We start from the raw sequence: 25,879 nt of genomic DNA on the forward strand, positions 1-25,879 counted from the left end.
ATCAGGTTTAAGTGAGCCCTCAAAGATTATCATAAAAAGATTAACAATCCCTTTTCAAAATACGGAGCAAATAATCGGCCATTAATTCGGCTATTTCCTGTTTTCCTTTTTGACCATCTGTTGAATACCATTCTATAACCGAATTCATTGCACCTAAAAGGATGTTACGCACGATTTTCACATCAGCCTCATGGAAGACTTGAGCCTCAACACCTTCTATAATTAACTCATCGATATATTGACTATATTGATTACGTAAAGACAGAATTTCCTCTAACTGTTTCCCGGAAAAAAGCTGTTCGGGTTTTGCACCTATTTCAAATCCAGTACTCTCAGTTAGTAAGAATTCAACATGAACCACCATCGCTTCACGTAATTTTTCCTGAACTATTTCTTTTTCCTTTATTACTTCTTTTATATTTTCTAAGCTTTGTTCTAAAAGCAATTTTTGGCTTTGGAACAACAATTCTTGTTTATCCTTAAAGTAATAGTAAACAGATCCTTTCGTCATCAGGAGCTTTGACGCAATCTCTTCCATTGTGGTTGCATGATAACCTTTTTCGCCTATAATACTTACTGCTGATTGAATAATTTCTTTCTTTTTCTTAGCGGTCTTACGTTCACGTAATGACAATGACGCTCACTTCCCTCATATTATCAACAATCATCTTGTTAATTTGATTCTAATTATTCAGTTTTTAACTGTCAAGTTAATTTTCGAAAAATTCGTTTTATAACAAGGCTGTTTTTTGCATCGTTTGTTTCTACCAAACGCAGTTAAAACACACTCCGCTTTCAAGGCTAAGTGCTGAACATAAACAGCCTATTGTAAAAACATTCCTTGGATAACAATATAAAATATGATATGAAACGATTAAGAGTAACTCTTCACTCTATTTCTCAATTGATAACGCTGGATTTTCCCGCTTTGTGTTTTGGGCAATTGATTAATAAATTCAATGTCTCTTGGATATTGATGCTTGGAAAGTCTTTGTTTAACAAAATGGCTTAATTCCTTCGCTAGTTCCCATCTTTTAACACAACAAAAGCTTTGACAATTTCTCCTTTAGCCTTATCGGGCTTCCCAATACTGCTGTTTCTAAAACGGCTGGATGTTCTACTAAGCTGCTTTCCACTTCAAACGGACCAATGCGATAGCTGGCACTGGAAATAATGTCGTCTGTACGTCCTTCAAACCAAAAATATCCATCTTTATCCTGAGAAGCAAGGTCACCAAGTAAAAACCATTTACCAAGCATTTTTTCCCGTGTTTTTTCTTCATTCTTCCAATATCCTATTCATTCCATTACCTAAGCATATAACCAGAAGATGAGCTTCAATGATGTTAGAGTCCTTATATCCTAGCACATTATTCCTCTCCCATATGTAAATTGGCGATAATCAAATTCTGGATCAGGAAAATTTATTCCCAAATATAAAGAGAGTGCTTACACATAGTTATAAAGAAAAATACTTATAAGTAGATTTTTGAATATACATTTAAAAAGAAGGCAAAAAAATGATGGGTTCAAATATGAAAATGCTTAAGAGGATGTCTCATGTGAATAGATAGGAGTCATTTTAGTGGTTCATTCTTTAACCATACTATAACAAATAAGTTTTCAGAAATCAACAAATATTTAGACAAATCGAATCGGTTTCATTCAAGTTTACCGGGCATTCATAACTTGTCCTTTCGACCTATACACTGTAAAATAAGAGAAGGAATATGTAAGGGGGACTTATACGATGGCAAAAGCAAAGAAAAAGAATAATCAAAACAAAGCTGTTCAACATAAACCCAAGAAATCCAAAAGAGAAAAACGTATGAAATTGGTTATCTATTTAATGGTTATCGCCATGATTTTAAGCTCATTATTAGCTGGTGCAGGAATGTGGTTAACGTAATTGAATAAGCAAGCCCTTATAGTTATGACTATAGGGCTTTTATTCATTCTAAAATATGCTTTGTATGCTTCTTAATGATTAAGTATTGTTCAATCTCATTTAACAGCGTAAATAAACTAGCGCGAATTTCAAACTCTTCCCTTGTTTTGGGAAGCTCTCCCTGGCGAAACTTTTCACGTAATTCTTTTAATTTATCTAAATAAATGTAAGCTGTATTTCCTGGATGTATACCTTCAGCCAACTCATCAAAAAAGATGGCCATTTCCTTCGCTTGTTCATTCACACTTGATATACGACTAATGAGTGGAAGCATTCTTTCTAATACTTCAAACTGTTTTGAACGCATGCGAAAATAATAATGATACGTATGATGACTCCGTAATAAATGGTTTTCTACATCTTGATAGGCTAAAGCACTTGCTTTTTCAAGATCTTCTGCTGCTTCATTAAACTCACTTCCCGTCCAGCTTTCATCACCCGTTTTAAGAAAGTGAGCGATTTCCTTTAAAATAACATGAAAATTTTCTTCTACTCTTTTTTGCATATTTTTTAAATTGTCCTCGAGCGAAGGCATGTATAAATTTAAAATTAATGCAGTCCCTATTCCTACTGAAATTAAAATAACTTCATTCCAAATTAAATCTAAGGTAATTGAATGGGAGCCATAAAGATGTAGAATAATAACTGAACTCGTTACAATTCCTTCTGTAATATGTAATTTAACGGTGGCGGGGATAAACAATAAGAGTAATACCCCAATAGCAAGCGGATGATAGCCAATAAGCTCAAAGACAGCAAAGCTGAATACCATGGCTAACAAACATGCAGCATAGCGATGCCATGAAGCAAGAACCGAACGCTTCCTGGTAACCTTAATACATAACACGACTAAAATACCAGCCGATATGTAATTTTCTAATTGAAGCAATTGTGCAATAAAGATGGCAACTGGTGTTCCAATTGCTGTTTTTAATGTTCGGTAGCCAATTCTCACTTCACCGTTGCCCCCTTTATCTATTCTTTTTATCACTTATTATTCGTTGGAAAAGGGAAAGGATGCATTAGTCATCATTGAAAACCTTAAGAATATAACCTTTCCTCATTTATTTTTATACGTGTGATTATTAACGTTTATGTGCAAAAGAAAAGGGATGGTATAGAACCATCACCTTTAAACTTCCTCGCAGTATTCATCGAACAAATCCTGAAGCTGATTAACGACTTCATGAGGTTCTGATGATTCAATTTCATGACGTTCTACCATCTTTTGAATCTTCCCATCTTTTAGTACTGCAAAGGATGGAGAAGATGGCTGGTAGCCTTCAAAGTACTCACGAGCTCTAGCAGTAGCTTCACGGTCCTGTCCAGCAAACACTGTGAATAAATGCTCCGGGCGTTTATCATAATGAATCGCATTAGCAGCTGCAGGTCGAGCCACACCACCTGCACAACCACATGTCGAATTCACCATAACTAACGCTGTACCATTTTGCTTCATTGCAGCGTCAACTTCTTCAGGTGTTTTTAACTCCTCATACCCTACAGATGTAACTTCTTCTCTTGCTTTATCTACAATGTCCTGCATAAATAAATTAAAATCCAAAAGTCATCATCTCCTTCCAAGATGGTCCTAAGTATATCAATATCATACCAACATTGGATGATACTTTCAAATAAATGAAATACAAAAAGGACAGATCCTTTCTAAAGAATCTGTCCCTTTTTTGATTTTAGGATAGTTGGTTGGTTTGATGGTTTTGGATCTGACTCTGTCCCTGATTTTGAGTGCCCATACCTACTGCTCTTTGTACCATATTTCCTACCCCATTACCTCGGCGCATACTGTAATAAGCAGCTGCTCCTATTCCTACTGATGCAAGGATTGGTAACCAGTTATTTCTTTGCTGTCTAGCCATTCATATCACCCTCCTTCATCTATTTAGAATCCCCATCGTTTCATAAAAAATTTGAAGATGTGGTTGTTAATTTTTGTGATGAAGAAAGGAATGAATTAATAGACAGACGTACTATCTGAAGACATATTCTCCAAAATTTCTTTTAATCGTTTCAGGAAGTTTCCACAGATTAAACCATCTAATATACGATGATCTAATGATAAACAAAGATTTACCATATGTCGTGCAGCAAACATACCGTTTATTATAACAGGTTTTTCAACTATCGATTCTACCTGTAAAATGGCTGCCTGAGGATGATTAATGACCCCCATGGATTGAACCGATCCAAATGAGCCTGTATTATTTACTGTAAATGTACCACCCTGCATGTCATCTTGCGTAAGTTTGCCATTTCGTGCTTTTGATGCGAGCTCATGAATGTCCTTGGCAATTCCTTTAATACTCTTTTCGTCAGCATTTTTTATCACAGGTACAAACAGTTCCTGATCTTTGGCAACAGCAATAGATAAATGGATATCTTTTCGCTGAATAATCTTATCTTCAGCCCAAGTACTATTTAATTGCGGATATTCCTTTAAGGTCTGTGCTACAGCCTTTACAAAAAAGGCAAAATAAGTCAGGCTGAATCCTTCTTTTCGCTTAAACTCCTCTTTAATCTTATTGCGAAAGTTGACTAAATCCGTTACATCAACTTCAACCATCATCCAGGCATGCGGAATTTCCTGTTTTGAGCGTATCATATTTTGAGCAATCGCTTTTCTTACTCCAGTAACGGGTATTTCAATATCACCGTCAGAAGAAGTGACGGGACTGGATTCTGGCTGTGATTTTGATACACTGGCTTTTTCTGTTGTTGTTTCTTTTTCCTTAACTGAATCAGATTCAGGGGTTGATTTAGGCAGTCCACCCTTTTCAATAATGGTTTCTAAATCCTTCCGGGTAATTCTGCCACCACGTCCTGACCCCTCAACCTGATCCAAAGGAATATCATGTTCTTGTGCCAAACGAAGCACGGCAGGGGAATACCGTTTTTTCATTGGCTGTTCATTGCTTGTTTCTATGTCTTTTTCTCCCTCTTTTTCACCTGACTTTTCTTCCGATTGACTTTCTGTACCTCCAGAGGTATCCCCTTCAATATCTATATAGCACATTAAGTCTCCTACAGAAAGTGTCTCACCTTCTGATGCCACAAGCTCTTTAATGGTTCCTGTAAAAGATGACGGTACTTCTGCATTTACTTTATCTGTCATGACCTCAGCAATAGGATCATATTTATTTACATGATCCCCTTCCTTTACAAGCCAGGTACTGATGGTTCCTTCAGTTACACTTTCACCCAGCTGAGGCATGTTAATCTTTTCGCTAGCCATCTTATCCCTCCTTTTGTTTTACAAATTAACAACCTTCATGACATTGTTGGGTTGTCTGATCGTATCGGACACCTTCCCCTTGTTTCACTAAAACGCTGCCAGGTCTCGCATCGCTTTTTCGGTTTTTTCCGGGTTGATCATAAAAAACTTTTCCATTGGGGGTGCAAATGGCATAGCTGGAACATCGGGTCCTGCTAAACGTTTTATCGGTGCATCCAGGTCAAATAAGCAATGCTCGGATATAATAGCCGACACTTCACTTACTATGCTGCCTTCTTTATTATCCTCGGTAATAAGAAGTACTTTACCGGTTTTTCCTGCCGCTTCCATTATGGCTTCTTGATCTAATGGATATACGGTTCTAAGATCTAAAATATGGGCTGAAATTCCTTCTTCTTCTAACTTTTCAGCTGCCTGTAGTGCAAAATGGACACCTAATCCATATGTGATTACCGTAATATCTGTACCTTCACGTTTAACATCTGCCTTACCAATAGGAAGTACATAATCCTCTTCAGGGACGTCGCCCTTTAGCAAACGGTAAGCCCGTTTATGTTCAAAAAATAAGACAGGATCCTCATCTCTAATGGCTGCCTTTAATAAGCCTTTGGCATCATAAGGTGTAGATGGCATGACGATTTTTAACCCAGGCTGATTGGCAAATACCGCTTCAACGGATTGGGAATGGTATAAAGCTCCGTGTACTCCTCCGCCATATGGAGCGCGAATCGTTATCGGACAATGCCAATCGTTGTTAGATCGATAACGGATTTTAGCTGCCTCAGAAATAATTTGGTTTACAGCTGGCATGATAAAATCCGCAAATTGCATCTCCGCAACAGGCCTCATTCCATACATAGCAGAACCAATACCCACTCCTGCAATAGCTGATTCTGCTAAGGGAGTATCAATTACCCGTTCTTCGCCAAACTCATCATAGAGACCATCTGTTGCCCGGAATACGCCACCTTTCTTTCCCACATCCTCTCCTAAAACGAACACCTTTTCATTGCTCCTCATTTCCTCTTGTAAAGCTTGTGTTACGGCTTGAATATATGAAATAACTGGCATCTTCTTCCCCTCCTTTACTCTGCATACACATATCGCAGGGCACTATCCGGATCTGCATACGGGGCATTCTCCGCATATTCAGTCGCCTCATTTACGATACTGTCAATTTCAGAATGAAGCTCAGATTCTTTTTGATCAGTCAAAACATCATTCTCTTTTAAATATGTTGCAAACGTAATAATAGCGTCTTTCTTTTTAGCTTCTTCCACTTCTTCTTTTTCACGATACGTTCGATCATCATCATCACTGGAATGAGCTGTAAATCGGTAAGATATCGTTTCTATTAATGTTGGTCCTTCCCCATTTACCGCTCTCTCTCTAGCCTCTTTCACTGCCTCATAAACAGCTAACGGATCATTTCCGTCAACGGTTATCCCCGGCATTCCATATCCTTGGGCCCGGTCGGATACGGACTCACCTCCGATTTGCTTTTCCAATGGCACTGAAATCGCATATTTATTGTTTTCTACCATAGTAATGACAGGCAATTTATGAACACCAGCAAAATTAAGTCCTTCATGGAAATCTCCCTGGTTAGAAGAACCTTCTCCTAAGGTTACAAAGGATGCAATCTCTTTCTTTTCCATTTTAGCAGCTAAGGCAACGCCTACAGCATGAGGAACCTGCGTTGTTACTGGAGAAGAACCGGTTAAAATTCGATTTTTCTTTTGGCCAAAATGACCTGGCATTTGCCGTCCGCCTGAGCTTGGGTCTTCAGCTTTTGCAAATCCTGAAAGCATTAAATCCCTAGCCGTCATGCCAAAGGCTAAGACGACTCCAAGATCACGATAATACGGTGCTACATAATCTTTTTCGCGATCAAAAGCGAAGGATGCACCCACTTGTGCAGCTTCTTGTCCCTGACATGATATGACAAATGGAATTTTACCCGCGCGATTTAAAAGCCACATTCTTTCATCAATTTTCCTGGCAAGAAGCATGTTTTTAAACATATCCAGCGCCTGCTCATCTGTTAATCCAAGCGATTCGTGGCGTTTTTCAGCCATCAAAAACCCTCCTTTAAAAATGAAATTCAATTCTTACCCATGAATTTGTTTACCATCTACTGCTAACGCAGCCTCTCCCATTACCTCTGATAAGGTTGGATGAGGATGAATGGTTTCAGATATCTCCCAAGGTGTAGCGTCCAGTACTTTCGCCAATGCGCCTTCAGTAATCATATCCGTTACATGAGGGCCGACCATGTGCACACCAAGCAAATCCTCTGTTTTCTTATCAGCTATCATCTTTACAAACCCATCTGATTCACCGTGTACTAAGGCTTTACCGATGGCTTTAAACGGAAATTTACCCATTTTAATTTCATAGCCTTGTTCCTTCGCTTCGTGTTCCGTTAAACCGACACTTGATACTTCAGGACTTGAATAAATACAGGTTGGAACCTGATTTAGGTTCATTGGGTGAGGATCTTCATTGGCCATATGTTCAACAGCAATGATTCCCTCATGGGAAGCCACATGCGCCAGCTGCATACCCCCAATCACATCACCAATGGCATAGATATGGGATTCTTTAGTCTGGTAAAATTGATTGGTTTGAATAACACCTTTTTCAACGTCAATATCCGTATTATCCAGTCCTATGTTTTCAACATTTGCAGAACGACCTACCGAAACAAGCATTTGTTCGGCTGAAAACTGTTTTTGCTTTCCGTTCTTTTCTGCTGAAATCTGAACACCTTTTTCTTTGATTAGCGACTCAGACAGAACTTTAGCATTTGTTTCCATTTTAATTCCTTTTTTCTTTAACAAACGAGTAACTTCTTTTGAAACATCATGATCTTCAGTTGGCAAAATGCGATCAAGATATTCAAGGACAGTTACTTCGACACCGAAATCAGCAAGCATAGAAGCCCACTCAATTCCAATGACTCCTCCTCCAACAATAATCATGGAACTTGGAAGCTCCTCAAGCTCTAATGCTTCTTCTGAAGTTAATACATATTCTCCATCGATGGATAGGCCTGGAAGAGAATTTGGTTTCGATCCTGTTGCAATTAATACATTTTTCGGAACGAGCATCGCGTTTTCTTCGCCGTTATTCAATTCAACAGAGATTGTACCTGGCATAGGCGAAAATATGCTTGGACCTAATATACGGCCATACCCTTCATATACATCGATTTTCCCCTTCTTCATAAGGGTTTGTACCCCTTTATGTAGTTGGTTCACAATGTTTTGTTTTCGCTGCTGGACTTTCAAAAAATTTAGTGTCGGAGAGGATGTTTCAACTCCATACTTATCTGCTTCATTCGTTTGCCTGAAAACTTCAGCACTTCGGAGAAAAGCCTTAGAGGGAATGCAGCCTTTATGCAGGCAGGTTCCACCTAAATTCTCTTTTTCAACTACTGCCGTTTTCAAGCCAAGCTGACTTGCTCTAATTGCTGCAACATAACCTCCTGTCCCGCCACCAAGTACGACTAAGTCATATTCTTCCGCCATCCTTTATCTCTCCTTTCTATCTATATTGGATGAGGATAATTCTTCGCTTCTTCTTCTCCCTGTAAGACACGTAATGTACCCTCAGCCAAAGCTAACAGTTCATCCTCACCTGGATAAGTAAATACATCTGCAATCCATTTCACACGTGACTTTATTAGATCTACAAATGTATTACCATATGCTAAGCCACCTGTCAGTACAATAGCATCTACTTTACCTTGCAATACTACAGAAGCACTACCAATTTCTTTCGCAATCTGATAGGCCATAGCCTCATATACCTGCTCAGCTTCTTTATCACCATTTTTTATTCGTTTTTCTACCTCTAAAGCATCATTGGTATGAAGATAACCCATTAATCCACCATGTGCGACAATTTTTTTCATGACTTCATCCATATAATAGTCACCACTAAAACACATGGAAATTAAATCACCTGCTGGTACCGTGCCTGCCCTTTCAGGAGAAAAGGGGCCATCCCCGTGCAGTCCGTTATTCACATCAATGACTCTGCCTTGTTTATGTGCTCCTACAGTAACACCACCGCCCATATGGGTAACAATAAGTCTGGTATTCTCGTAGTTTTGTTTTAAATCCTCTGCAACTTTACGTGCTACAGCCTTCTGATTTAGAGCATGGAAAATACTTTTTCGTGGTATTTCAGGAATACCAGAGTATCTTGCTAAATCATCCAATTCGTCTACTACAACAGGATCTACAATAAAGGCTGGAATATTTAAGCCTGTGGCTATTTCATGAGCGATAATTCCTCCAAGATTAGAGGCATGCTCTCCATTAAACCCATCCTTTAAGTCCTTAATCATTTGATTGTTGACTGCATAAGTTCCGCCTTGTATCGGGCGAAGGAGTCCCCCACGCCCACATACAGCATCCAGTTTTGAAATGTTTATCCCTTCATAATCCAGATGTTCAAGAATCGTTTGCTTTCGAAAATCATATTGTTCAATAAGTTTTGAAAAGGATTGTATTTCCTCAGATGAATGACGAATGGTTTTTTCAAAAATACACTGTGTCTGATCAAATACACCCATTTTGGTAGAGGTTGATCCAGGATTAATCACCAAAATTCGAAAGTTCTTTTGCTGCAAGATGAAAAACCTCCATTATTTTTTGCATGAACATATATCGATTTATATTAGCTGAATGTTCTCCAATCACCATTAACGTCTTGAGATGACGTGATGTTCATTTTGCAGGAATGTACTTCTGGCATGATGAATGCTTGAAATTCTTTCTTCTGCCATTCGATCAGCTGCAACGTTTGTTGGAATATCATCCCGCTTTGAAATTTCAAATACTTTTGCGATTTTATCATAGATTGTTTCAATTTTCTTCATCGCTCTTTCTCTGTTGTAGCCATATAGTTCATCTGCCACATTAATCACACCACCTGCATTTATAACATAATCAGGAGCGTACACAATGCCTTTTTCGTATAAAATATCTCCGTGTCTTGATTCAGCTAATTGATTGTTTGCTGAACCTGCTATCACGCTGGCTGATAAACGTGAAATCGTATCATCATTTACTGAGGCACCCAGAGCACAAGGAGCATAAATATCACAATCCACATCATATATATCATTAGGATCAACAGCCTTCGCTTCAAAATCATCAACAGCACGCTGAACTGCATCCTGGTCGATATCTGTTACGACAAGCTGCGCACCTTCTTCATGAAGATGGCGACATAAATGATAAGCAACGTTTCCTACTCCTTGAACAGCAACAACTCTTCCTTCTAAGTTATCCGTACCAAACGCTTCCTTTGCCGCAGCCTTCATTCCGCGATAAACCCCATAGGCTGTAGCAGGAGACGGGTTTCCGGATGAACCAAAGGCCTGAGATATACCTGTAACATAGTTCGTTTCCTGATAAATAGTATCCATATCCTCAACAGTAGTTCCGACATCCTCAGCAGTAATATACCGTCCATTTAGACCTTGAATATAACGGCCAAATGCACGAAGCATGGCTTCATTTTTATCTTTTTTTGGATCACCTATAATGACGGTTTTTCCTCCACCAAGGTTAAGGCCGGCAGCGGCATTTTTATAGGTCATCCCCTTAGATAATCGTAAAGCATCAATTACAGCATCCTCTTCTGATGCATACGTCCACATTCTCGTTCCACCCAACGCAGGACCCAATGTTGTATCATGAATGGCAATAATAGCCTTTAATCCAGAGTCTTTATCCTGACAAAACACAACCTGTTCATACTCATCCTGTTCCATATATTTGAATAATTCCATTAGAAAATCCTCCTCTTTATTTGTTAAAGGCTGTTAATAAAGCTAAAATCATTGAATATAGTTTACTCTCATGAGTATCTGAACGCGAGGTTAACACAATAGGAGCAGCAGCCCCGCTTATTACTGATGCCACTTTAGCCCCTGCAAAATAAATAAATGATTTGTATAAGGCATTACCTGTTTCCAATTCGGGAACCAAGAGTATATCTGCTTGACCTGCAACTTCTGAAGTAATCCCTTTCTCTTCAGCTGATTCCCTGGAAACGGCATTATCAAATGCAAGTGGACCATCAACCATACATCCTGTTATTTGTCCACGGTTTTGCATTTGGGATAATGCTGCAGCATCAACTGTTGCTTTCATCTGTGGATTAACCACTTCTACAGCAGCAAGCGCGGCAACCTTAGGTGTATTGGATTGAACGTTTTGATACACATCCACTGCGTTTTGAATGATTTGCGCTTTTACATCCAGCTCCGGTGTCACATTCATTGCTGCATCTGTAAGATAAATCAACCGGTCCTGATTAGGTATATCAAACACAGAAACATGGCTTAATACTCGGTTTGTTCTTAAACCATATTCCTTATTTAAAACCTGCTTTAAGACTTCCTTAGTAGGAAGGTTTCCCTTCATTAAAACATCCGCTTTGTTGTCATGAACATTTTGGACAGCATGTTTAGCGGCTTCTCGATTACTTACTGTATGAATGATTTCAATATCACTCTGATGTATATCCAGTGAAAGTTCATCAGCATACTTTCGAATTAGTTCAATATCTCCGAACAGTTTAAATCTCGAAAGCTTCATCTCTATTGCGGTTTTAACAGCCTTTAGAACTTCCGGATCTGCTGCTTGTGCTAAGGCAACCGTTTTTTTATCATCCCCCTGATTTAATTTTTCCTGTAATTCGGTTAGTTTCATGTTATCCACCTCTATATTTTTCACAAAACAGCCTCCAACATAAGCACATGCAAAAAACATACCAATCTACATTTATGAAAACGCTTCATTAATTGTGGAAAACTCCATGCATTTTTTTGCAATCAGGAAAAATCTTGCATGTCATTTTTGGCAATATTATGCTTTTCCAATTTATAATAAAGATTCCGTATGGAAATTCCCATTTGTTTTGCTGTTTCTGTTTTATTAAATTGATTATCTTCTAAGGCTTTCATCAATAATTGTTTTTCATGTTCGTTTAAGGCATCCTGAAGAGTCATATTTTTAGAATGAGAGGAGGAATGCTTTTCTTCAGACGATTCACTCTCGATCTGATTTACTAACTTTGGAATGTGGCTGGAATTAATTTCATCTTCAGTATGGTTCATATAAATCATTGCTCTGCCTACAACATTTTCTAATTCCCGAACATTTCCCGGAAAATGATAACCAGATAATGCCTCTATCGCTTCATGACTTATGGATCTTACGTGACGACCGTAATCCTGATTTAATTTTTGTATTAAATGATATACGAGAGCCGGTAAATCATCCATGCGTTCTCTAAGAGGAGGTATATAAATAGGCAAACGATTTAATCGATAATATAAATCTTCACGAAATTCACCTTGCATGATAGCTTTTTCAAGGTTAACATTTGTTGCTGCGATAATCCTTGTGTCTATCGCTGCCGGTTTTGTACCGCCCACACGGACAATTTCACCTTCTTGCAGCACACGTAAGAGTTTAGCTTGTGTATTGAGTGATAATTCGCCTATCTCATCTAAAAAAATACTCCCATAATTTGCCTCCTCAAATAGTCCACGCTTACCTCCTTGTTTTGCTCCTGAAAATGCTCCTTCTTCATAGCCAAACAGTTCACTTTCCAGTAACGACTCCGCAATAGCTGCACAATTCACCCGAATAAATTTATTATGTCTGCGTGTACTCTCGTTATGAATAGCATGCGCAAACAATTCTTTACCAGTTCCTGACTCTCCTCTTAACAAAACGGTTGCGGGAGTCTTTGCACCAACTTTTGCTTGTTCCAGGGCAATATTCATTTCGGTAGATTCTGCAATAATATCATCAAAGGTATATTTCGCTTCCAGATTTCGGATGATTTGTCTGGCCCGTTTTAACTCAGAAGTTAAAGATTGTATCTCTGAAACATCATGTATAACACCTACACTCCCTTTAAGCTTGCCATCTACAATCATCGGTGCAACATTTACGATGACATCCTTATTGGCTGGTCCTACTTTTAAAGTCACACCCCTTACAGGCCTTCTTGTTTTTAACACCTTCAAATGCATACTCTCGCCTTCTGAAATATCAGCTGTTGCCGGTTTGCCTATGACATCCTTTTCGGTTAATCCTGTAATGCGCGTATAGGCTGGGTTAATCATTAAGCCATTTCCTTTTTCATCAACAACAGAAATCGCTTCATCTGAGGACTGGATAATCGCTTCCAGCATCGTTTTAACTTCCTTTAAATCTGTAATTTCCTCTGCTAGATTGACTACCTCTGTGATATCTTTAAAAACGGCAAATGCACCTTCCACCTCATTGGCTGAGTTAATAATGGGAATTCTTGTTGTAATAACTTTTTTTCCATTCTGCAATGGAAGCTTTTGGTTTACTTCTTTTCTCCCCACTTTAAATACATGAGGAAGACGTGTGGTCGGGATAATCTCTTCGATAGGCTGATGAAGAATCTCAGCTTTATTATATCCGAGAATTTTTTCAGCGCTTTTATTCACAAAGCTTATTTGATATTTTTGATTAATGACAATCATTCCATCATGAATAGCATCTAAAATAAAATCACGCGTTTTCGTATGATTTTTCAACTCACTTACCAATGCCTCTTTTTCATCTAAAAGTTGTGAGGTAACAAAGGCAACAGCACCTGGAATCACGACCATTTCAGGAGGCTTTTGATCTAAAATCTCCTGATATACCGATTGACGACCAGTCGCCTCAATAATAATGTCGATATCTCTATGTAACCAATCACGAAAATCCGTGCCGGTCGCAATGTTATAGTTTTTTGCTAATTGCAATCCTGGAGCATCTAGATGAATATCTACAATTCCTGCAACTTTTAGCACGTCGGAATCAGCCAATATTTTTAATATTGCCGAGCCTCCCTTACCGGCGCCTACAATTAATACGTTATTCACCACGACACCTCCAATCTTGCAAAATATTGCATAATATTATCATAAACAAATTTTCTAGACTATGCAATCTTTACTATGATAATTATAAAGAGCTTGTTTAGTTATATGCAAACCACTTCCTTTACGGGGGCAAATAAAGATTGAAGTAATCAAATACATAAAAATTACCTTTCTTAACGTACAAAAAAAGAACCTTTGGTATAATGAAATGAAAGAGCAGGAAAAGGGGAGCAAACCATGCCAAGAATCGTTGCCTTACTTATACTTTTTATACCCGGAATTTTTGCAGTAATAGGCATAAAATTAATGAGAGACGCTTTATTTAATGAGGTCTATACAATTTTCTTTCATTTATTTTTTCAATTCATTGCAGGATTCATTATTTTCCTATTAGGCTTAGCGTTTATAGGCGGTTTTATGGTTCATCGAGACCGAAAGCGTAACAAAATAAAACGAAAAAAAAGTGGACATTAAAAAGACAAGGCTTAAACCAAGCCTTGTCTTTTACCATAACTCTGCATATTTACACCTTGATTTTATTTTCAAAAAATACATGATAAAGAGACTGGACTGCTTTTTCCAATTCATCTTCCTTAATTCCAAACATTACCGATACTTCTGAAGATCCCTGATTAATCATTTCAATATTTACACTTGCATTTGCAAAAGCCTGTGTTGATTGACTAGCTACACCATAGGTACTGTTCATTCCTTCACCTACCAGCATAATCATTGCTAAATCCCGCTCTACTGTGACCATATCAACATCCAGTTCTTCCTGAATACGTTTAATGACAACCTGTTCTTTTTCTTTCGGAAATTCATCTTTACGTATAATAACCGACATATCATCAATTCCTGATGGTGCATGCTCAAAAGAAATCCCTTCATCTACTAAGATTTGAAGAAGATTTTTTCCGAAGCCAATTTCCCTGTTCATTAAATACTTACTTACATATAAACTTAAGAAGCCTTTATCACTTGCTATTCCTACCACTGTACCTGTGATTGGATTCTTTCTATCAGAAACAATCATTGTACCTTCTTTTTCAGGGTTGTTTGTATTTTTTATACATACAGGAATTTTTGCTTTAAAAGCTGGTATAAGTGCTTCATCCTGAAAAACTGAAAAACCTGCATAGGATAGCTCTCTCATCTCTTTATAGGTTAATTCTGAAATTTCTTTAGGGTTTTCTACAATGTTAGGATTTACACAATATACAGAATCTACATCCGTAAAGTTTTCGTAAAGGTCAGCCTTAATACCGGCTGCAATAATAGCCCCCGTAATATCAGATCCACCACGCGGAAAGGTCATAAGCTTTTGATCCTTCGTAAAACCAAAAAATCCGGGTATAATCATTATCCCTTTGTGATCTCTTAATCTGTAAATCTTCTCATAGCTTTCATCTAAAACCTGTGCATTGCCTGGTTCATCACTGACAATAATACCGGCATCTCGAGGATTTATATATGTAGCCTCTTCTCCAAGAGATTGCAGATATGCACTTAATACTTTGGCCAATGAATCCTCACCCATGGCTTTTAAGGAATCAAGACGATTATCTTTTAAGCTTTCATCATATAAAACACCATCAATCGTATCCTTGATATCATCAACAATAGCTGAAGATAACGCTAGGTTGTTAATCATCGTTTGAAACCGTTCTATTATTTTAGCCTTTACATCATCAACAGCTTCGTTCGCTTCATGTTTTTTTCCTAATTCAACTAATAAATCTGTGACTTTAATATCGGTTTTGGATCGTTTTCCAGGTGCGGACACGATAATAAATTTTCGATCCTGGTCACTTCGAATAATTTGAGCTACTTTTTGTATCATAGAAGCATCTGCTACAGAACTTCCACCAAACTTTGCTACTTTCATCATTTCACCACTTTACATTTTTATTAGGTTACTTGATTTATATATTAATATATTCTAACATGTATGCTCTGAATTTTTAATGAATTTTTTACATTATAATCCTTTAAAAAGGTTTCTTTTCTAAACTTCCTCTCTCCTATCACCGCTAACACTCGGAATTTCTACTGATGTGGCTAGAGCAGCAATCTGTACGAAAACAGCGAAAGAAAAGGAAGATTGAACTAAGTCTTTAGAATGGATTATGAATTAGATAGTAAGGAAATGGTAGAATGTTCAATCTTCACTAAATCCCAGGCTGAGATAATACCTAGTGGTGAAGAATCCTGATTTCCGTCTTCCGTAATTAATATGGCCTCAAGCTTTTGCTTTTTTTCATAATGCATTTGGAAAGAATCTTCAACATCGTAAACCGTTTGCTCCTGACTTAAACAGGCCACATTACGACGTTTTTCCACTTCTAATATATCTCTTGCAGCAATGCCTTTTAAATTAATGGAGTGGTTTTGAATATTCCGGGATACCCACTTAGCAATCCCTCCCTCTGTTAATAAACCTTGAAAATGTCCCCTCTCATAAATAGGAAATTGGGAATAACCTGTTTGTTCAATGGTTTCCAAAACCTTCTGAAGTGAAGAAGATGCCTTGAAAAATTCAACGGGTTGTGATGCAATCGCCATTGCTTTTGGAGGATGCTTTAGTATTTCGCTAATTCTCTCAATATCTTCTACTACATTTAAATGTGGATCTGCAATATAATACTCTTCTTCAATCCGTTCATGAACAATAGCATTCCGTAACTTTGCATACTGTTTTAATTTATAATAATTCGAATTGAGCACACCGTACTTTTCACGATTTTCCTGTAACAGATCCACAAATCGATCGGTTTTCATATTCCTGGAACGTTCCTTTAAAATGGAATGAATTTGATTAAATGCGATTTCAAATCGTTCTACGTGATTTGCTGGTTCCATACACTTCACCTTTTTTATTTGAATTGAATATGATTATATCCATTAGTTTTGTTTTAGGATTGTTTTATTATCCATATAAATGAAGAAACCGTTTTTGGTTTTAGACCAAAAACGGTTTCTTTTTCCTTTATTTAACGTCGCCAAGGAAAGAGAGTATCAATGAGGTCATCTAACAAGCCTCCATCATCATCTTCTTGTTCATTATCGTCTCCAGAATCCCCTGACGACTCATCCTCTTGGGAATCTTCCTTGTTAGAGTCGTCCTGACCCTTATCTGTTTCATCATCTTGTTTTAAGTCTTCTGTATTATCATTATTCGATTCGTCTGATGATGGATTATCTTTTTTATCATCTTGATTTGAATCTTCTTTATTCTCATTACCTGATTCGCCCGGTGATGTGTCTTCTGTACTTGATTCATCTGAATCATTTGGCGTATCACTATTGCCTGTATCACCATTTCCACTTTCAGCTTGACCATCAGAAGGATTAGGAGCGGCTGCATCAGAAGAGTCCTTCTCTTCTGCAAGACCTAGCTGTTCAATAAACTGATCCAGAGACTGAATAACCTCATCCATTTGTCCAGAAATAGTTTCCTTTGTCGACTTTAATTCTTCAACAGCATCCTTTAATTCTGTTAATTGCTCTTCAACAGGTTTTATATCTTTCTTTAGTGTTTTCCATTCTTTTTTAAGTGTTTCAATATCCAGCTTTTCTTCATTTGAAGCCGATTCTTCTGATGATTGGTTTTCATTAGAAGATGAATGCTGACCATTTTGATTTTGCTTTTGACCTTCATTTGTTGCTTGTTGATTATCCTTCATTTTCTTTTGCAATTTCTGATAGATTTCTGCTTGTTCTTGTAATTCATTATCTTGAATTGTTTTTTGTTCGTCTATTTTAGATAATGCCTCTTCATTTGTTTTAATATCTTTCTTTAATTTCTCCAAGTTCGTTGACGCTTCTTCAACCTTGCTAAATAAATCAGAAGTAACTTGATTAAAAGCTTCATATTCCTCTTTTATATCCTCTTTTAAATCTGCTAAATTTTCACTTGTCAACTCCAGACCTAATGCATCATCACTTTTGACTAATTCATTTACGGATTGTATCATTTCTTTCAGGGATTGCACCTGATCATCCTGTTTAATTTGGTCGTATAATGTTTCAGCTTCTTTAACTGAATCTTTTACATGTTGAAACTGATCCTTATTATCTTTTAATTTCTTATTTAGTTTCTCTAAAGAGGATGGAGGATCCTCTTCTATACCTTCTAACATTTTTTCAGCTTCCTCAACAGTCATTGAGGCTGCCTCAGGAACCGTTCCACACTCTGTTCCATAACAGGTTTCCACCTTGGCATTTGGTATCGATATATTTTCTGCCGTTTGATAAGGCACAGTCATCGTTACATCCTTCAGACAAAGACCGCCTGCCTTACTCGGAACACATAATCCTCCCAAATGTGGTGGAAGCCCATCAAGGGTTTCCGTTTCTAAATTCTTTACTTGAACAGGGCCCTCAGATTTAATTTTAATCATGATAGGATTTTGACCATTGTCAATCACTTTCGTTATAGTTAGGCCATGGATTTCAGCATCAAATATTTTGACTTTACCAAAAAGAGCGCCTACAAGCTCCAGATACCCATCAACTTTTTCTGATTCAATAGTAAACCCACCACTGTGGTCATCCTCTGAGGCTGATACGGTTTGGTCCTGAAAATAGGGAATCGAAAAAGTATATATGACGATAGCAATCAAACAAATAGGAAACCGTTTTTTCAAGTTTCGTAGGATTCGCATGTAAATTCTCCTCGATATTAATCACTAATCATCTTTTTTCAAACTCCTTCCCAAAGTCTAGGCTTGAAGTGACTGGTTGTTCTCAATTGGCCTTTGATGCTTTGGACGCCTCTTGATACGTTTTTTATCTGAAGGCGCCGTGAACGAAATTTCATCTTGCTGCCATGCTATACATAATGAACCGCCAATAATGCCTATAATCGTTCCAATTATAAATCCACCTAAAGCTCCCATTATTGAAAGCACAGATAAGAATATAGTGATGACTCCAAAAAGGGTTGAAAGTTTTGGATAAAAATAAGCACAGGTTCCAACAATGAGTATAAGTCCTCCAAACAGGAAGCCCACAAAGACTAAACTGCCAGGTATAAATGCAATCGCATACAATTGGAGCGGAATATATAAAACCATCAATCCGGCTAATAAGGTTAAAGTAGCGCCCCAAAAAGGCCTTTCATTCCTCCACTTTTTAAACTTACCTGCACCTTCCATACTTTCATACTTCTTTAGTAATTTTTCCTGTCTTTTTTCTTTTTTTTCTAATACTCTTTCTTCTTTTTCACCCATCCTTTATACACCTTCCCTTATAAGGAGCTATTCTTGCAATATTTTTGGTTCATCGATTCTTTCCATTGAAATTTTAGCTCCATCCAAACTTACCATTGATTGGAATAGATAATCTGTTACGATCGTTGCATTCGTAATGGATACGGTAGAAGCATTTTGCGTCCAATTTTCGGTGATATCCTTTGAATTCTTTTCTTCGATAGATAGTTCCTCAAAACTTAAATTCGCATCAATAAATCGTGCATCCTGTATGAGTCCATTGATGGAAGCACTTGGGGCTTTAATATGAACGCGAACCCAATTTCCAGTAGGCAATTTCAAGTCTTTATAGATGTGTAGTTTTGAAATATCTGCCGAATCCATTTTATTTCTTACCATTGGCTTTGAATCCGAATTTCCTGTTTCACCAGTCTTTGGAATAAACTCGAAGTTCGTACCATTTAATTCTTCAAACTCAACATAAAAATCACCCATTCCCCCAAGTGGCATCGCAAATGCTGTTCCTGTAAGTCCGAATATTCCAACAATTCCTCCTAAAGCTAAGAATCCAGTTAGAAAGGCGATGAAGAATTTCTTCTTAATCGTATTTCCAACTCTTGCATTTGAATCTTTCATTCTACTCACCTCTTCTTCATTTTTTAACATCAAAAGAATTATAGAAACCATACCAACTCTTCTTAGCCAAAACCCTTTCTCGCAGTAAAAAGTGCTGATTTACAGTATCTGAATAGAAGAATTGAACTCTTCACCTCCATTTTTATCACTCATTCCTGCTTTCGACAGGTTCATGTTTATGTTGATCAGTTGAAGAAGACTTGGTTGACTCATGCCCGCTATGCATGTCAATGGAAAATTCAATACCATTTACCGTAACCATATTTTGAAACAAATAATCTGTAACCATTTCCCCTTCAGTTATTGTAACGGATTGTTCATTTTGTACCCATTTTGTTAAGATGTCATTTTCCTCCGAAAAACCAGATGGATTCATCATCATTTCATCAACATGTAAGTTGGCTTCTATAAAGCGAGCATCCTGAATTAAGCCTTCTATCTCAGTTGGCTGGTTGGCATGGATGTTCACTCTTATCCACTTTCCATTAGGCAGGTGAAAATCCTTATATAAATGTAAACCATATATCGTAACGGATTGAAAGCTACTTCTGATCAATGGAGCCTCTGATGAATCACCAGACTCCTCTATATAAGGATTCATAGAAAAACCCTCACCTTTTAAGGTATCGAACTTGACATAAAAATCACCAATTCCGCCTATTGGTAAAACAAACATCGTACTTGTGATGCCAAATGATCCCATTAAAATTCCAAGAAGTAAAAATCCTAAAAGGAGGGAAATGATACATTTTCTTTTTACGGTGATCCCGACTTGTTTTAGACCATCATCCATTGTAGCGGGGATTTCTCCCTTCATCCCAACTTCTATATTCTGAATATTCCAGATAGTGTTGGTCGTTATTATTGTAAATGTTTTTCATTTCCGTTCCTATCCGACAAACATAGGTTTTTGCATGGATGTAAGCACTTTCAAAAAGATGGAGACTTTATCGTTTGATGGAAATACTTTCTTTTCTTTACCTTGTAAGTATAGAATAAAGTATAAATGTGCATTATCCAATTCCTATAATTATAGGAAAAAGAAATGCTCCAGAAAAACATCCCTACAATTGTATATACCTTTTAATTTAAAATAAATTTTATAATCGTCTTTATATAGGTTATTTTAGCAAATTTTCATTTTATTCTCAATTTTTGCATATCAATAACCTGAAGAAGGATTTTATGTTCTGTTGTCGAACTTTCTTAAACAGATGCCCATAAGTTTAATTGAAAGGAAAGAAGGTATGATGACTACAAATTTTAACAGCCAAATGAATGAGGTGTATTTAAAGGGACTTAAGCTTGTTCAACAACATGAGGATGCGATTAAGTCTGAGTGGGAAGAGCTTTTGCATCACCTTCAAAAAGTGAGGAAAAAATCTCATAAAAGTGTAGAAAATACCATCCATTTCCTTTCAAACTATTTTTTCCAGGATTGTGACCCCCAAAAATTGGCCAAACTTAGCTCTTATCCCACAGATGGATTAGAGTCAATCAATACCAATCAATATATTTTAACGTTACTTGAAAACGGAATTCATAAGGCCATTCAATCAAAACAAGAATATTCTTATCAAGATCATCAAGCTGTAAAATATTTATTTTCAAAAATAAGTGAACACATTCGAACACGGCCGTATCAGCAACATTTTACTGTTGAGCATTTCCTTCAAGAAATGGTCTCATCACAACAAATTCCGATTAAATGGGCTGCTATCATAACCAAAAAAGAGAATCGTTATCAAGTAGATAAATGGTTTAGTCTTACCACGGACGTGGTCAATCAAAAACCAAATTTGGAAGCGGATTCACTATTTCAGCTTTCAGACATACTCCTTCATAGAAGTGAAAAGGATGAAGAAAAACAAATTGTCCTTCCCATCCCCTATAATGACAGGTCAGTCTTAATATGTATCAGCGAGCACGAAGCAGCACAAGTTATCCCACTAATCACCTATTCATTACAAGTGATAAAAAAGGGGCAGGATACATTCGAAAACGCCCAGGAAAAGGATCAATGGAAAGATTCCGTAATTCTATTTAACGAAGCAATCATGCGTTCACAAACGTTCAATGATGCTGTTGAGAGGATTACTGCAGGGTTTGTTGAATATCTGCCATTTGAAAGGTGTGCACTTTTCTCTTATTCATATAATGAACAAATGGGATTTGGCTTATATGGGCATCATTTGGATAATAATGCCATCCAAAATATAAATGAAGATGTTGAAAATTTACCCATTATACAGGACAATCTTAAATTTCTGCAGATTTTCGGAAAAAATATGAATTATTTACAGCCTGTATATGTAAAAGATGCTTCTATAGGATTTCCTCAAAAATACGTCAACCAGTTTCATTTGAAGTCCGTTGTCGTTGTCCCCATCTATACATCTACAGCCAGTAAGCTTTTAGGAGCTGCTATCTTAGATCAGGGGCCGAACGAAACATTTAAAATCACAGAGGAAACCTTTTCAGCACTTATAAAATTTGGTCAGAGTGCCGGAGAAATCTTAAGCAAATTTTATCATTATCAACTAGAACAGCAGGTAGAAAAGATAAATTTCTCACCACGAGAACTGGAAGTCCTAAAATTAATGGCAGAAGGAGCTTCTACTAGTGAAGCAGCAAGCCAACTAAACTTAAGCGAATACACCGTAAGAGATTACGTATCCGCCATCATGCAGAAAATGAATGCCCGAAACCGAACAGAAGCTGTTGCCCGGGCCCTAAGAGAAGGAATGATTAGTTAGTAAAAAATTGACGGCAATTGTCCATAAGCTAAAGTAAAATCAAACCTCCAATTTTCTCAGCCCTATACGATTAAAAATAGATATGCTCCCTTTAAGATAGACCGTTTAAAAAACGTTGTTTATCTTAGAGGGAGCATATTTTTCTTTTAGACTTTAATTCCTGAAATAGGCTGATCATTCGTATGAATTGGTCTTTTACATGTTACCATTATTACTTTACACGTATAATAAATATCTTTCCAATTGGAAAATTAAACGGGTCTGCAAGAGTAAAACAATTTGTCATGCACACCCGTTAATCAATGATATTCAATGTTCAACTGTTGCGACTGCTTCTCTTCTGTTATCTTCTGCTTCGCGAAATGACCGTTCGATTGTATCCTTATATTTTTTCTCAATGACCTTTACTCTTGTTGACAGTTTAGGGGTAATTTCACCTGAATCAACCGACCATACATCACCAATAACGACAACCTTCTTGGGTCTTTCAAAGTTGGCAAAGGATTCAGTCAGCCTCCTTACTTCGTCCTCTATTAATTCCTGTACTTTAGGGTGCTTACTAAGCTCCTTTAAGGACCTTGCTTGAATCCCCTGTTGTTCTGCCCAGGGCTGCAATGTTTCAAAATCAGGATTTATGAGTGTGATGATAATTTTTTGCCCATCACCTAAGATAACAGATTGTTCAATATAAGCACTTTCATTGATTGCACTTTCAATAGGCTGTGGAGCAACATTTTTTCCTGTTGATAATACGAGAATTCGCTTCTTCCGGTCAATAATCTTTAAATAGTCTTCCTCATCCAGTTCACCAATGTCCCCGGTTCGGAACCAGTCTCCGTAAAAGGCCGCTTTAGTTGCTTCAGGATTGTTATAATAGCCTTGCATGACACTTGGTCCCCGGACTAGAACTTCACCATCATCAGCAATTTTGACTTCTAAATTAGGAAGCACTTTACCAACCGTACCTGCTTTAGCTCGAAGCATTGGATTGGTAGTGACTACAGGTGTCGTTTCCGTTAGTCCATATCCCTCCAGAATAGGTAAATCCAATGCCCAGAAAAATTTTGCAATCTCAGGGTTTAGAGTTCCGCCACCAGAAACCATCCCTCGTAATCTACCACCAAGTTTTTCTTTAACTTTTTGATAGACAAGACGATCGGCCCGCTTCCATTTTTTCCTAAAATCATCAGGCATGGCTTCCTGCATAATAATATCCTGAACAGGTGTATTTACGTAACGCTCATAGCGTTCTAATCCGACTTCAAAAGCCCAATTAAACACCTTTTTCTTTATAGCAGAACCGGTTTCAATTTCATCCAGCACCTTTGTGTAAACCTTTTCAAATAAACGGGGAACACTTGTTAAAACAGTAGGCCGTATTTCTTGTAAATTTTCCTGGATGGTATCGATACTTTCTGCATAAGCAACCGTAGTTCCGACAGCAAATTGCATATAATGACCAGCCATTCGTTCAAATACATGAGATAATGGTAAATAGGACAATTGTATATCATCTGGTAATAGTTCGATTAACCAGAATTGTATCGCTTCTATATTAGCTAAGAAGTTGCCGTGAGTAAGCATGACCCCTTTAGGCTTACCTGTTGTTCCCGAGGTATGAATGATGGTTGCTAATTGATTCCGGTCTATCTTTTTCCATTCATCTTCCCAATAGGGGAGCATATGCTGCTTCCCTTTTGCCTCCAGATCTGCAAAGGATAAAACACGATCATGAAGGACATCCGCTCTGCTTGGATAAATGATAATCGTATAGTCAATCAAATCATTGTTAACCACTTTTTGTAATTGCTCATCGTCCTCTACAACTGCGACACGAACATCAGCATTATTTAAAATGAATTCTACCTGTCCAGCAGGTAATGTTGGGTAAATGGGAACACTTATAGCACCTAAACTGGCAACAGCGAAATCCGTAATTCCCCACACTGGATTACTGTTAGACAAAATAGCAACCTTATCATTTTCTTTAATACCAAGTCTTGCCAACCCTGAAGCTGTGTCACGAATTTCCTGCCAAAACTCGTCATACGTCATACTACGGTATTCGCCATCCTCTTTCCACATAATGGCATCCTTAGAACCATACCGGTCAACGGTTTTCTTCAGCATATCCACTAAATTTTCCGGTTTCATTAGAAAACCTCCTGCGTTTCTCCTAACCAAATTCTCGTATATACATCAGCCTCACATTTAAAGATTAAACAGTCCCTGCTTTTACTAATTGCTCATCTAACTCCTGTGCATTATTAAAATTCTTCACCCGATCCACTTGCTTTTTGCGGATATCAAATTGACGTTTTGCATATTTTTTCATGGCTTCTGAATCAAAATCCAGTGAGGAATTGGTCCAATCCTGAGCCATTTGTACATCATATAAAGAAGTCAAATATTCAACTACCCCAAAAGCATCTGGCCATAACTCATCCATATAATCATGAAAAACCTTCAGATTTTCATCTTTACCAGCGCATAATCGTTGAATCGTATAAATTCCAAACTGTAAATGACGCCCTTCATCCTGATTTAAGTAATCAATACCTTGTAAAATACCGGGAAGTAATCCTGCTTTTTTGAAGATTTCACGAAAGGAATGGTAGCCTGATTCAGCTAATATGCCTTCAACAACCATGTTATATACGGTAGCTGCCCGAATTACTGCCTGAGGAGAATCATCAACATTTAAACGTTCCATAGATCCTGGGAGCTCTTCATAGAAAATACGTTTATAGCTATCACTATGGAAATTTGACAGTTCCATTTCTCCAACACCTACTTGCTGTTGCCATCTCGAAAACATTTCTGTATGTTTGGCTTCATCATGCATGAAAGTGGTTAAAAACATGGTATCTTCCAGTCGACCCTGTCTGGCCATGGCATACACCATAGGCAGAATATCCAGTGTAACCGCTTCCTCACCAGCTGAAAAAGAAGCAACAAGTGGCATGGACGTTATTTTCTCATCCTCTGTCATACCGTCAAAGTCCATTTTGTCCTGAGTAAAATCAATATCAGCCGGATTCCATTTCCCGTTCTTTTTCGCCTTCTCATAAAGTCTATACATTGGTGCATTCCAGTTTATTTCCCCATCGACCGTTTGAAAAGATTCATGTGCCAATGG

General features: G+C 37.5%; 23 protein-coding genes and 1 pseudogene. 3 read left to right on the forward strand and 21 right to left on the reverse strand.

From position 1 onward, the window contains the following. Positions 1-40 precede the first annotated feature (40 nt). Positions 41-634, reverse strand: coding sequence for a TetR/AcrR family transcriptional regulator (locus BMX63_RS09760; protein ID WP_093134819.1), 594 nt, complete (start codon positions 632-634; stop codon positions 41-43). A gap of 240 nt (positions 635-874) precedes the next feature. Further along, positions 875-1,295, reverse strand: a pseudogene (locus BMX63_RS09765) (AMP-binding enzyme); the annotation flags it as partial. 454 nt (positions 1,296-1,749) lie between these two features. Here BMX63_RS09765 and prli42 point away from each other — a divergent pair. Beyond that, positions 1,750-1,908, forward strand: coding sequence for a stressosome-associated protein Prli42 (gene prli42, locus BMX63_RS17745; RefSeq protein ID WP_143060140.1), 159 nt, complete (start codon positions 1,750-1,752; stop codon positions 1,906-1,908). Positions 1,909-1,951: 43 nt separating this feature from the next. Here the strand turns inward: prli42 and BMX63_RS09770 are convergent, their stop codons facing one another. The 11 genes from BMX63_RS09770 to BMX63_RS09820 all read right to left on the reverse strand — a co-directional run bounded on the left by BMX63_RS09770 (position 1,952) and on the right by BMX63_RS09820 (position 14,135). After that, complete coding sequence (locus tag BMX63_RS09770) at positions 1,952-2,902, reverse strand: aromatic acid exporter family protein (RefSeq protein WP_093134822.1); 951 nt, start codon at positions 2,900-2,902, stop codon at positions 1,952-1,954. Between the two features lie 177 nt (positions 2,903-3,079). Next, entirely contained in the window at positions 3,080-3,493 is a 414-nt protein-coding gene (locus tag BMX63_RS09775) for a BrxA/BrxB family bacilliredoxin (RefSeq protein WP_177167270.1), read from the reverse strand. A 145-nt stretch (positions 3,494-3,638) separates the two neighbouring features. Then, positions 3,639-3,824, reverse strand: coding sequence for a hypothetical protein (locus tag BMX63_RS09780; RefSeq protein WP_093134828.1), 186 nt, complete (start codon positions 3,822-3,824; stop codon positions 3,639-3,641). Positions 3,825-3,919: 95 nt separating this feature from the next. Further along, positions 3,920-5,197 (reverse strand): dihydrolipoamide acetyltransferase family protein, encoded by a 1,278-nt coding sequence (locus tag BMX63_RS09785; protein WP_093134831.1) that lies wholly within the window; start codon positions 5,195-5,197, stop codon positions 3,920-3,922. A gap of 87 nt (positions 5,198-5,284) precedes the next feature. Next, positions 5,285-6,268 carry an alpha-ketoacid dehydrogenase subunit beta gene (locus BMX63_RS09790; protein ID WP_093134834.1) on the reverse strand — a complete coding sequence of 328 codons (984 nt, stop codon included), beginning with the start codon at positions 6,266-6,268 and terminating at the stop codon, positions 5,285-5,287. A 14-nt stretch (positions 6,269-6,282) separates the two neighbouring features. Then, a complete protein-coding gene (locus BMX63_RS09795) occupies positions 6,283-7,275 on the reverse strand; it encodes a thiamine pyrophosphate-dependent dehydrogenase E1 component subunit alpha (protein WP_093134837.1) in 993 nt (330 codons plus the stop codon). A gap of 33 nt (positions 7,276-7,308) precedes the next feature. Beyond that, positions 7,309-8,730, reverse strand: a complete 1,422-nt coding sequence (gene lpdA, locus BMX63_RS09800) for a dihydrolipoyl dehydrogenase (protein ID WP_093134841.1) — start codon at positions 8,728-8,730, stop codon at positions 7,309-7,311. 20 nt (positions 8,731-8,750) lie between these two features. Next, positions 8,751-9,839, reverse strand: a complete 1,089-nt coding sequence (gene buk / locus BMX63_RS09805; RefSeq protein WP_093134844.1) for a butyrate kinase — start codon at positions 9,837-9,839, stop codon at positions 8,751-8,753. Positions 9,840-9,911: 72 nt separating this feature from the next. After that, positions 9,912-11,006, reverse strand: a complete 1,095-nt coding sequence (locus tag BMX63_RS09810; RefSeq protein WP_093134846.1) for a Leu/Phe/Val dehydrogenase — start codon at positions 11,004-11,006, stop codon at positions 9,912-9,914. Positions 11,007-11,022: 16 nt separating this feature from the next. Further along, positions 11,023-11,931: a phosphate butyryltransferase gene (gene yqiS, locus BMX63_RS09815; protein ID WP_093135435.1), complete on the reverse strand. Its 909-nt coding sequence runs from the start codon at positions 11,929-11,931 to the stop codon at positions 11,023-11,025. A gap of 122 nt (positions 11,932-12,053) precedes the next feature. After that, a complete protein-coding gene (locus BMX63_RS09820; RefSeq protein WP_093134849.1) occupies positions 12,054-14,135 on the reverse strand; it encodes a sigma 54-interacting transcriptional regulator in 2,082 nt (693 codons plus the stop codon). Between the two features lie 237 nt (positions 14,136-14,372). Between BMX63_RS09820 and BMX63_RS09825 the strand changes: the two genes are divergently transcribed. Next, entirely contained in the window at positions 14,373-14,609 is a 237-nt protein-coding gene (locus tag BMX63_RS09825) for a DUF2627 family protein (protein ID WP_093134851.1), read from the forward strand. A 49-nt stretch (positions 14,610-14,658) separates the two neighbouring features. Here the strand turns inward: BMX63_RS09825 and BMX63_RS09830 are convergent, their stop codons facing one another. From BMX63_RS09830 to BMX63_RS09855, 6 genes are all read right to left on the reverse strand, one after another. After that, a complete protein-coding gene (locus BMX63_RS09830) occupies positions 14,659-16,023 on the reverse strand; it encodes an aspartate kinase (protein ID WP_093134854.1) in 1,365 nt (454 codons plus the stop codon). A 239-nt stretch (positions 16,024-16,262) separates the two neighbouring features. Further along, positions 16,263-16,997, reverse strand: coding sequence for a CBS domain-containing protein (locus BMX63_RS09835; protein ID WP_093134856.1), 735 nt, complete (start codon positions 16,995-16,997; stop codon positions 16,263-16,265). 131 nt (positions 16,998-17,128) lie between these two features. Continuing rightward, positions 17,129-18,802 carry a coiled-coil domain-containing protein gene (locus BMX63_RS09840; RefSeq protein ID WP_093134859.1) on the reverse strand — a complete coding sequence of 558 codons (1,674 nt, stop codon included), beginning with the start codon at positions 18,800-18,802 and terminating at the stop codon, positions 17,129-17,131. Between the two features lie 57 nt (positions 18,803-18,859). Beyond that, positions 18,860-19,369, reverse strand: a complete 510-nt coding sequence (locus BMX63_RS09845) for a DUF6114 domain-containing protein (protein ID WP_220083823.1) — start codon at positions 19,367-19,369, stop codon at positions 18,860-18,862. A 27-nt stretch (positions 19,370-19,396) separates the two neighbouring features. Further along, a complete protein-coding gene (locus tag BMX63_RS09850; RefSeq protein ID WP_093135437.1) occupies positions 19,397-19,984 on the reverse strand; it encodes a DUF6230 family protein in 588 nt (195 codons plus the stop codon). 145 nt (positions 19,985-20,129) lie between these two features. Further along, a complete protein-coding gene (locus tag BMX63_RS09855; protein ID WP_143060141.1) occupies positions 20,130-20,801 on the reverse strand; it encodes a hypothetical protein in 672 nt (223 codons plus the stop codon). 397 nt (positions 20,802-21,198) lie between these two features. On the opposite strand from BMX63_RS09855, the gene BMX63_RS09860 reads away from it, so the two are divergent. Next, on the forward strand, positions 21,199-22,740 hold the full coding sequence (locus tag BMX63_RS09860) for a response regulator transcription factor (RefSeq protein ID WP_177167258.1): 1,542 nt from the start codon (positions 21,199-21,201) through the stop codon (positions 22,738-22,740). A gap of 309 nt (positions 22,741-23,049) precedes the next feature. Here the strand turns inward: BMX63_RS09860 and BMX63_RS09865 are convergent, their stop codons facing one another. Next, positions 23,050-24,894 (reverse strand): AMP-dependent synthetase/ligase, encoded by a 1,845-nt coding sequence (locus tag BMX63_RS09865; protein ID WP_093134868.1) that lies wholly within the window; start codon positions 24,892-24,894, stop codon positions 23,050-23,052. Positions 24,895-24,958: 64 nt separating this feature from the next. Continuing rightward, the gene (locus tag BMX63_RS09870; protein ID WP_093134872.1) at positions 24,959-25,876 is read right to left on the reverse strand and encodes a R2-like ligand-binding oxidase; all 918 of its coding nucleotides are present in this window, start codon (positions 25,874-25,876) and stop codon (positions 24,959-24,961) included. Between the last annotated feature and the right edge of the window lie 3 nt (positions 25,877-25,879).

Source organism: Salinibacillus kushneri (assembly GCF_900111405.1).
Taxonomy (GTDB): Bacteria; Bacillota; Bacilli; order Bacillales; family Alkalibacillaceae; genus Salinibacillus; species Salinibacillus kushneri.

Excerpts from the sequence above, each read along its gene's own strand:
- BMX63_RS09850 (WP_093135437.1), bottom strand. The coding sequence starts at position 19,984 with ATGAAAGATTCAAATGCAAGAGTTGGAAATACGATTAAGAAGAAATTC.
- BMX63_RS09825 (WP_093134851.1), top strand. The coding sequence starts at position 14,373 with ATGCCAAGAATCGTTGCCTTACTTATACTTTTTATACCCGGAATTTTT.
- BMX63_RS09785 (WP_093134831.1), bottom strand. The coding sequence starts at position 5,197 with ATGGCTAGCGAAAAGATTAACATGCCTCAGCTGGGTGAAAGTGTAACT.
- BMX63_RS09810 (WP_093134846.1), bottom strand. The coding sequence starts at position 11,006 with ATGGAATTATTCAAATATATGGAACAGGATGAGTATGAACAGGTTGTG.
- yqiS (WP_093135435.1), bottom strand. The coding sequence starts at position 11,931 with ATGAAACTAACCGAATTACAGGAAAAATTAAATCAGGGGGATGATAAA.
- prli42 (WP_143060140.1), top strand. The coding sequence starts at position 1,750 with ATGGCAAAAGCAAAGAAAAAGAATAATCAAAACAAAGCTGTTCAACAT.
- BMX63_RS09855 (WP_143060141.1), bottom strand. The coding sequence starts at position 20,801 with ATGAAGGGAGAAATCCCCGCTACAATGGATGATGGTCTAAAACAAGTC.
- BMX63_RS09845 (WP_220083823.1), bottom strand. The coding sequence starts at position 19,369 with ATGGGTGAAAAAGAAGAAAGAGTATTAGAAAAAAAAGAAAAAAGACAG.
- BMX63_RS09790 (WP_093134834.1), bottom strand. The coding sequence starts at position 6,268 with ATGCCAGTTATTTCATATATTCAAGCCGTAACACAAGCTTTACAAGAG.
- BMX63_RS09835 (WP_093134856.1), bottom strand. The coding sequence starts at position 16,997 with ATGGAACCAGCAAATCACGTAGAACGATTTGAAATCGCATTTAATCAA.
- BMX63_RS09865 (WP_093134868.1), bottom strand. The coding sequence starts at position 24,894 with ATGAAACCGGAAAATTTAGTGGATATGCTGAAGAAAACCGTTGACCGG.
- BMX63_RS09775 (WP_177167270.1), bottom strand. The coding sequence starts at position 3,493 with ATGCAGGACATTGTAGATAAAGCAAGAGAAGAAGTTACATCTGTAGGG.
- BMX63_RS09830 (WP_093134854.1), bottom strand. The coding sequence starts at position 16,023 with ATGAAAGTAGCAAAGTTTGGTGGAAGTTCTGTAGCAGATGCTTCTATG.
- BMX63_RS09780 (WP_093134828.1), bottom strand. The coding sequence starts at position 3,824 with ATGGCTAGACAGCAAAGAAATAACTGGTTACCAATCCTTGCATCAGTA.
- lpdA (WP_093134841.1), bottom strand. The coding sequence starts at position 8,730 with ATGGCGGAAGAATATGACTTAGTCGTACTTGGTGGCGGGACAGGAGGT.
- BMX63_RS09840 (WP_093134859.1), bottom strand. The coding sequence starts at position 18,802 with ATGCGAATCCTACGAAACTTGAAAAAACGGTTTCCTATTTGTTTGATT.
- BMX63_RS09860 (WP_177167258.1), top strand. The coding sequence starts at position 21,199 with ATGCCCATAAGTTTAATTGAAAGGAAAGAAGGTATGATGACTACAAAT.
- BMX63_RS09795 (WP_093134837.1), bottom strand. The coding sequence starts at position 7,275 with ATGGCTGAAAAACGCCACGAATCGCTTGGATTAACAGATGAGCAGGCG.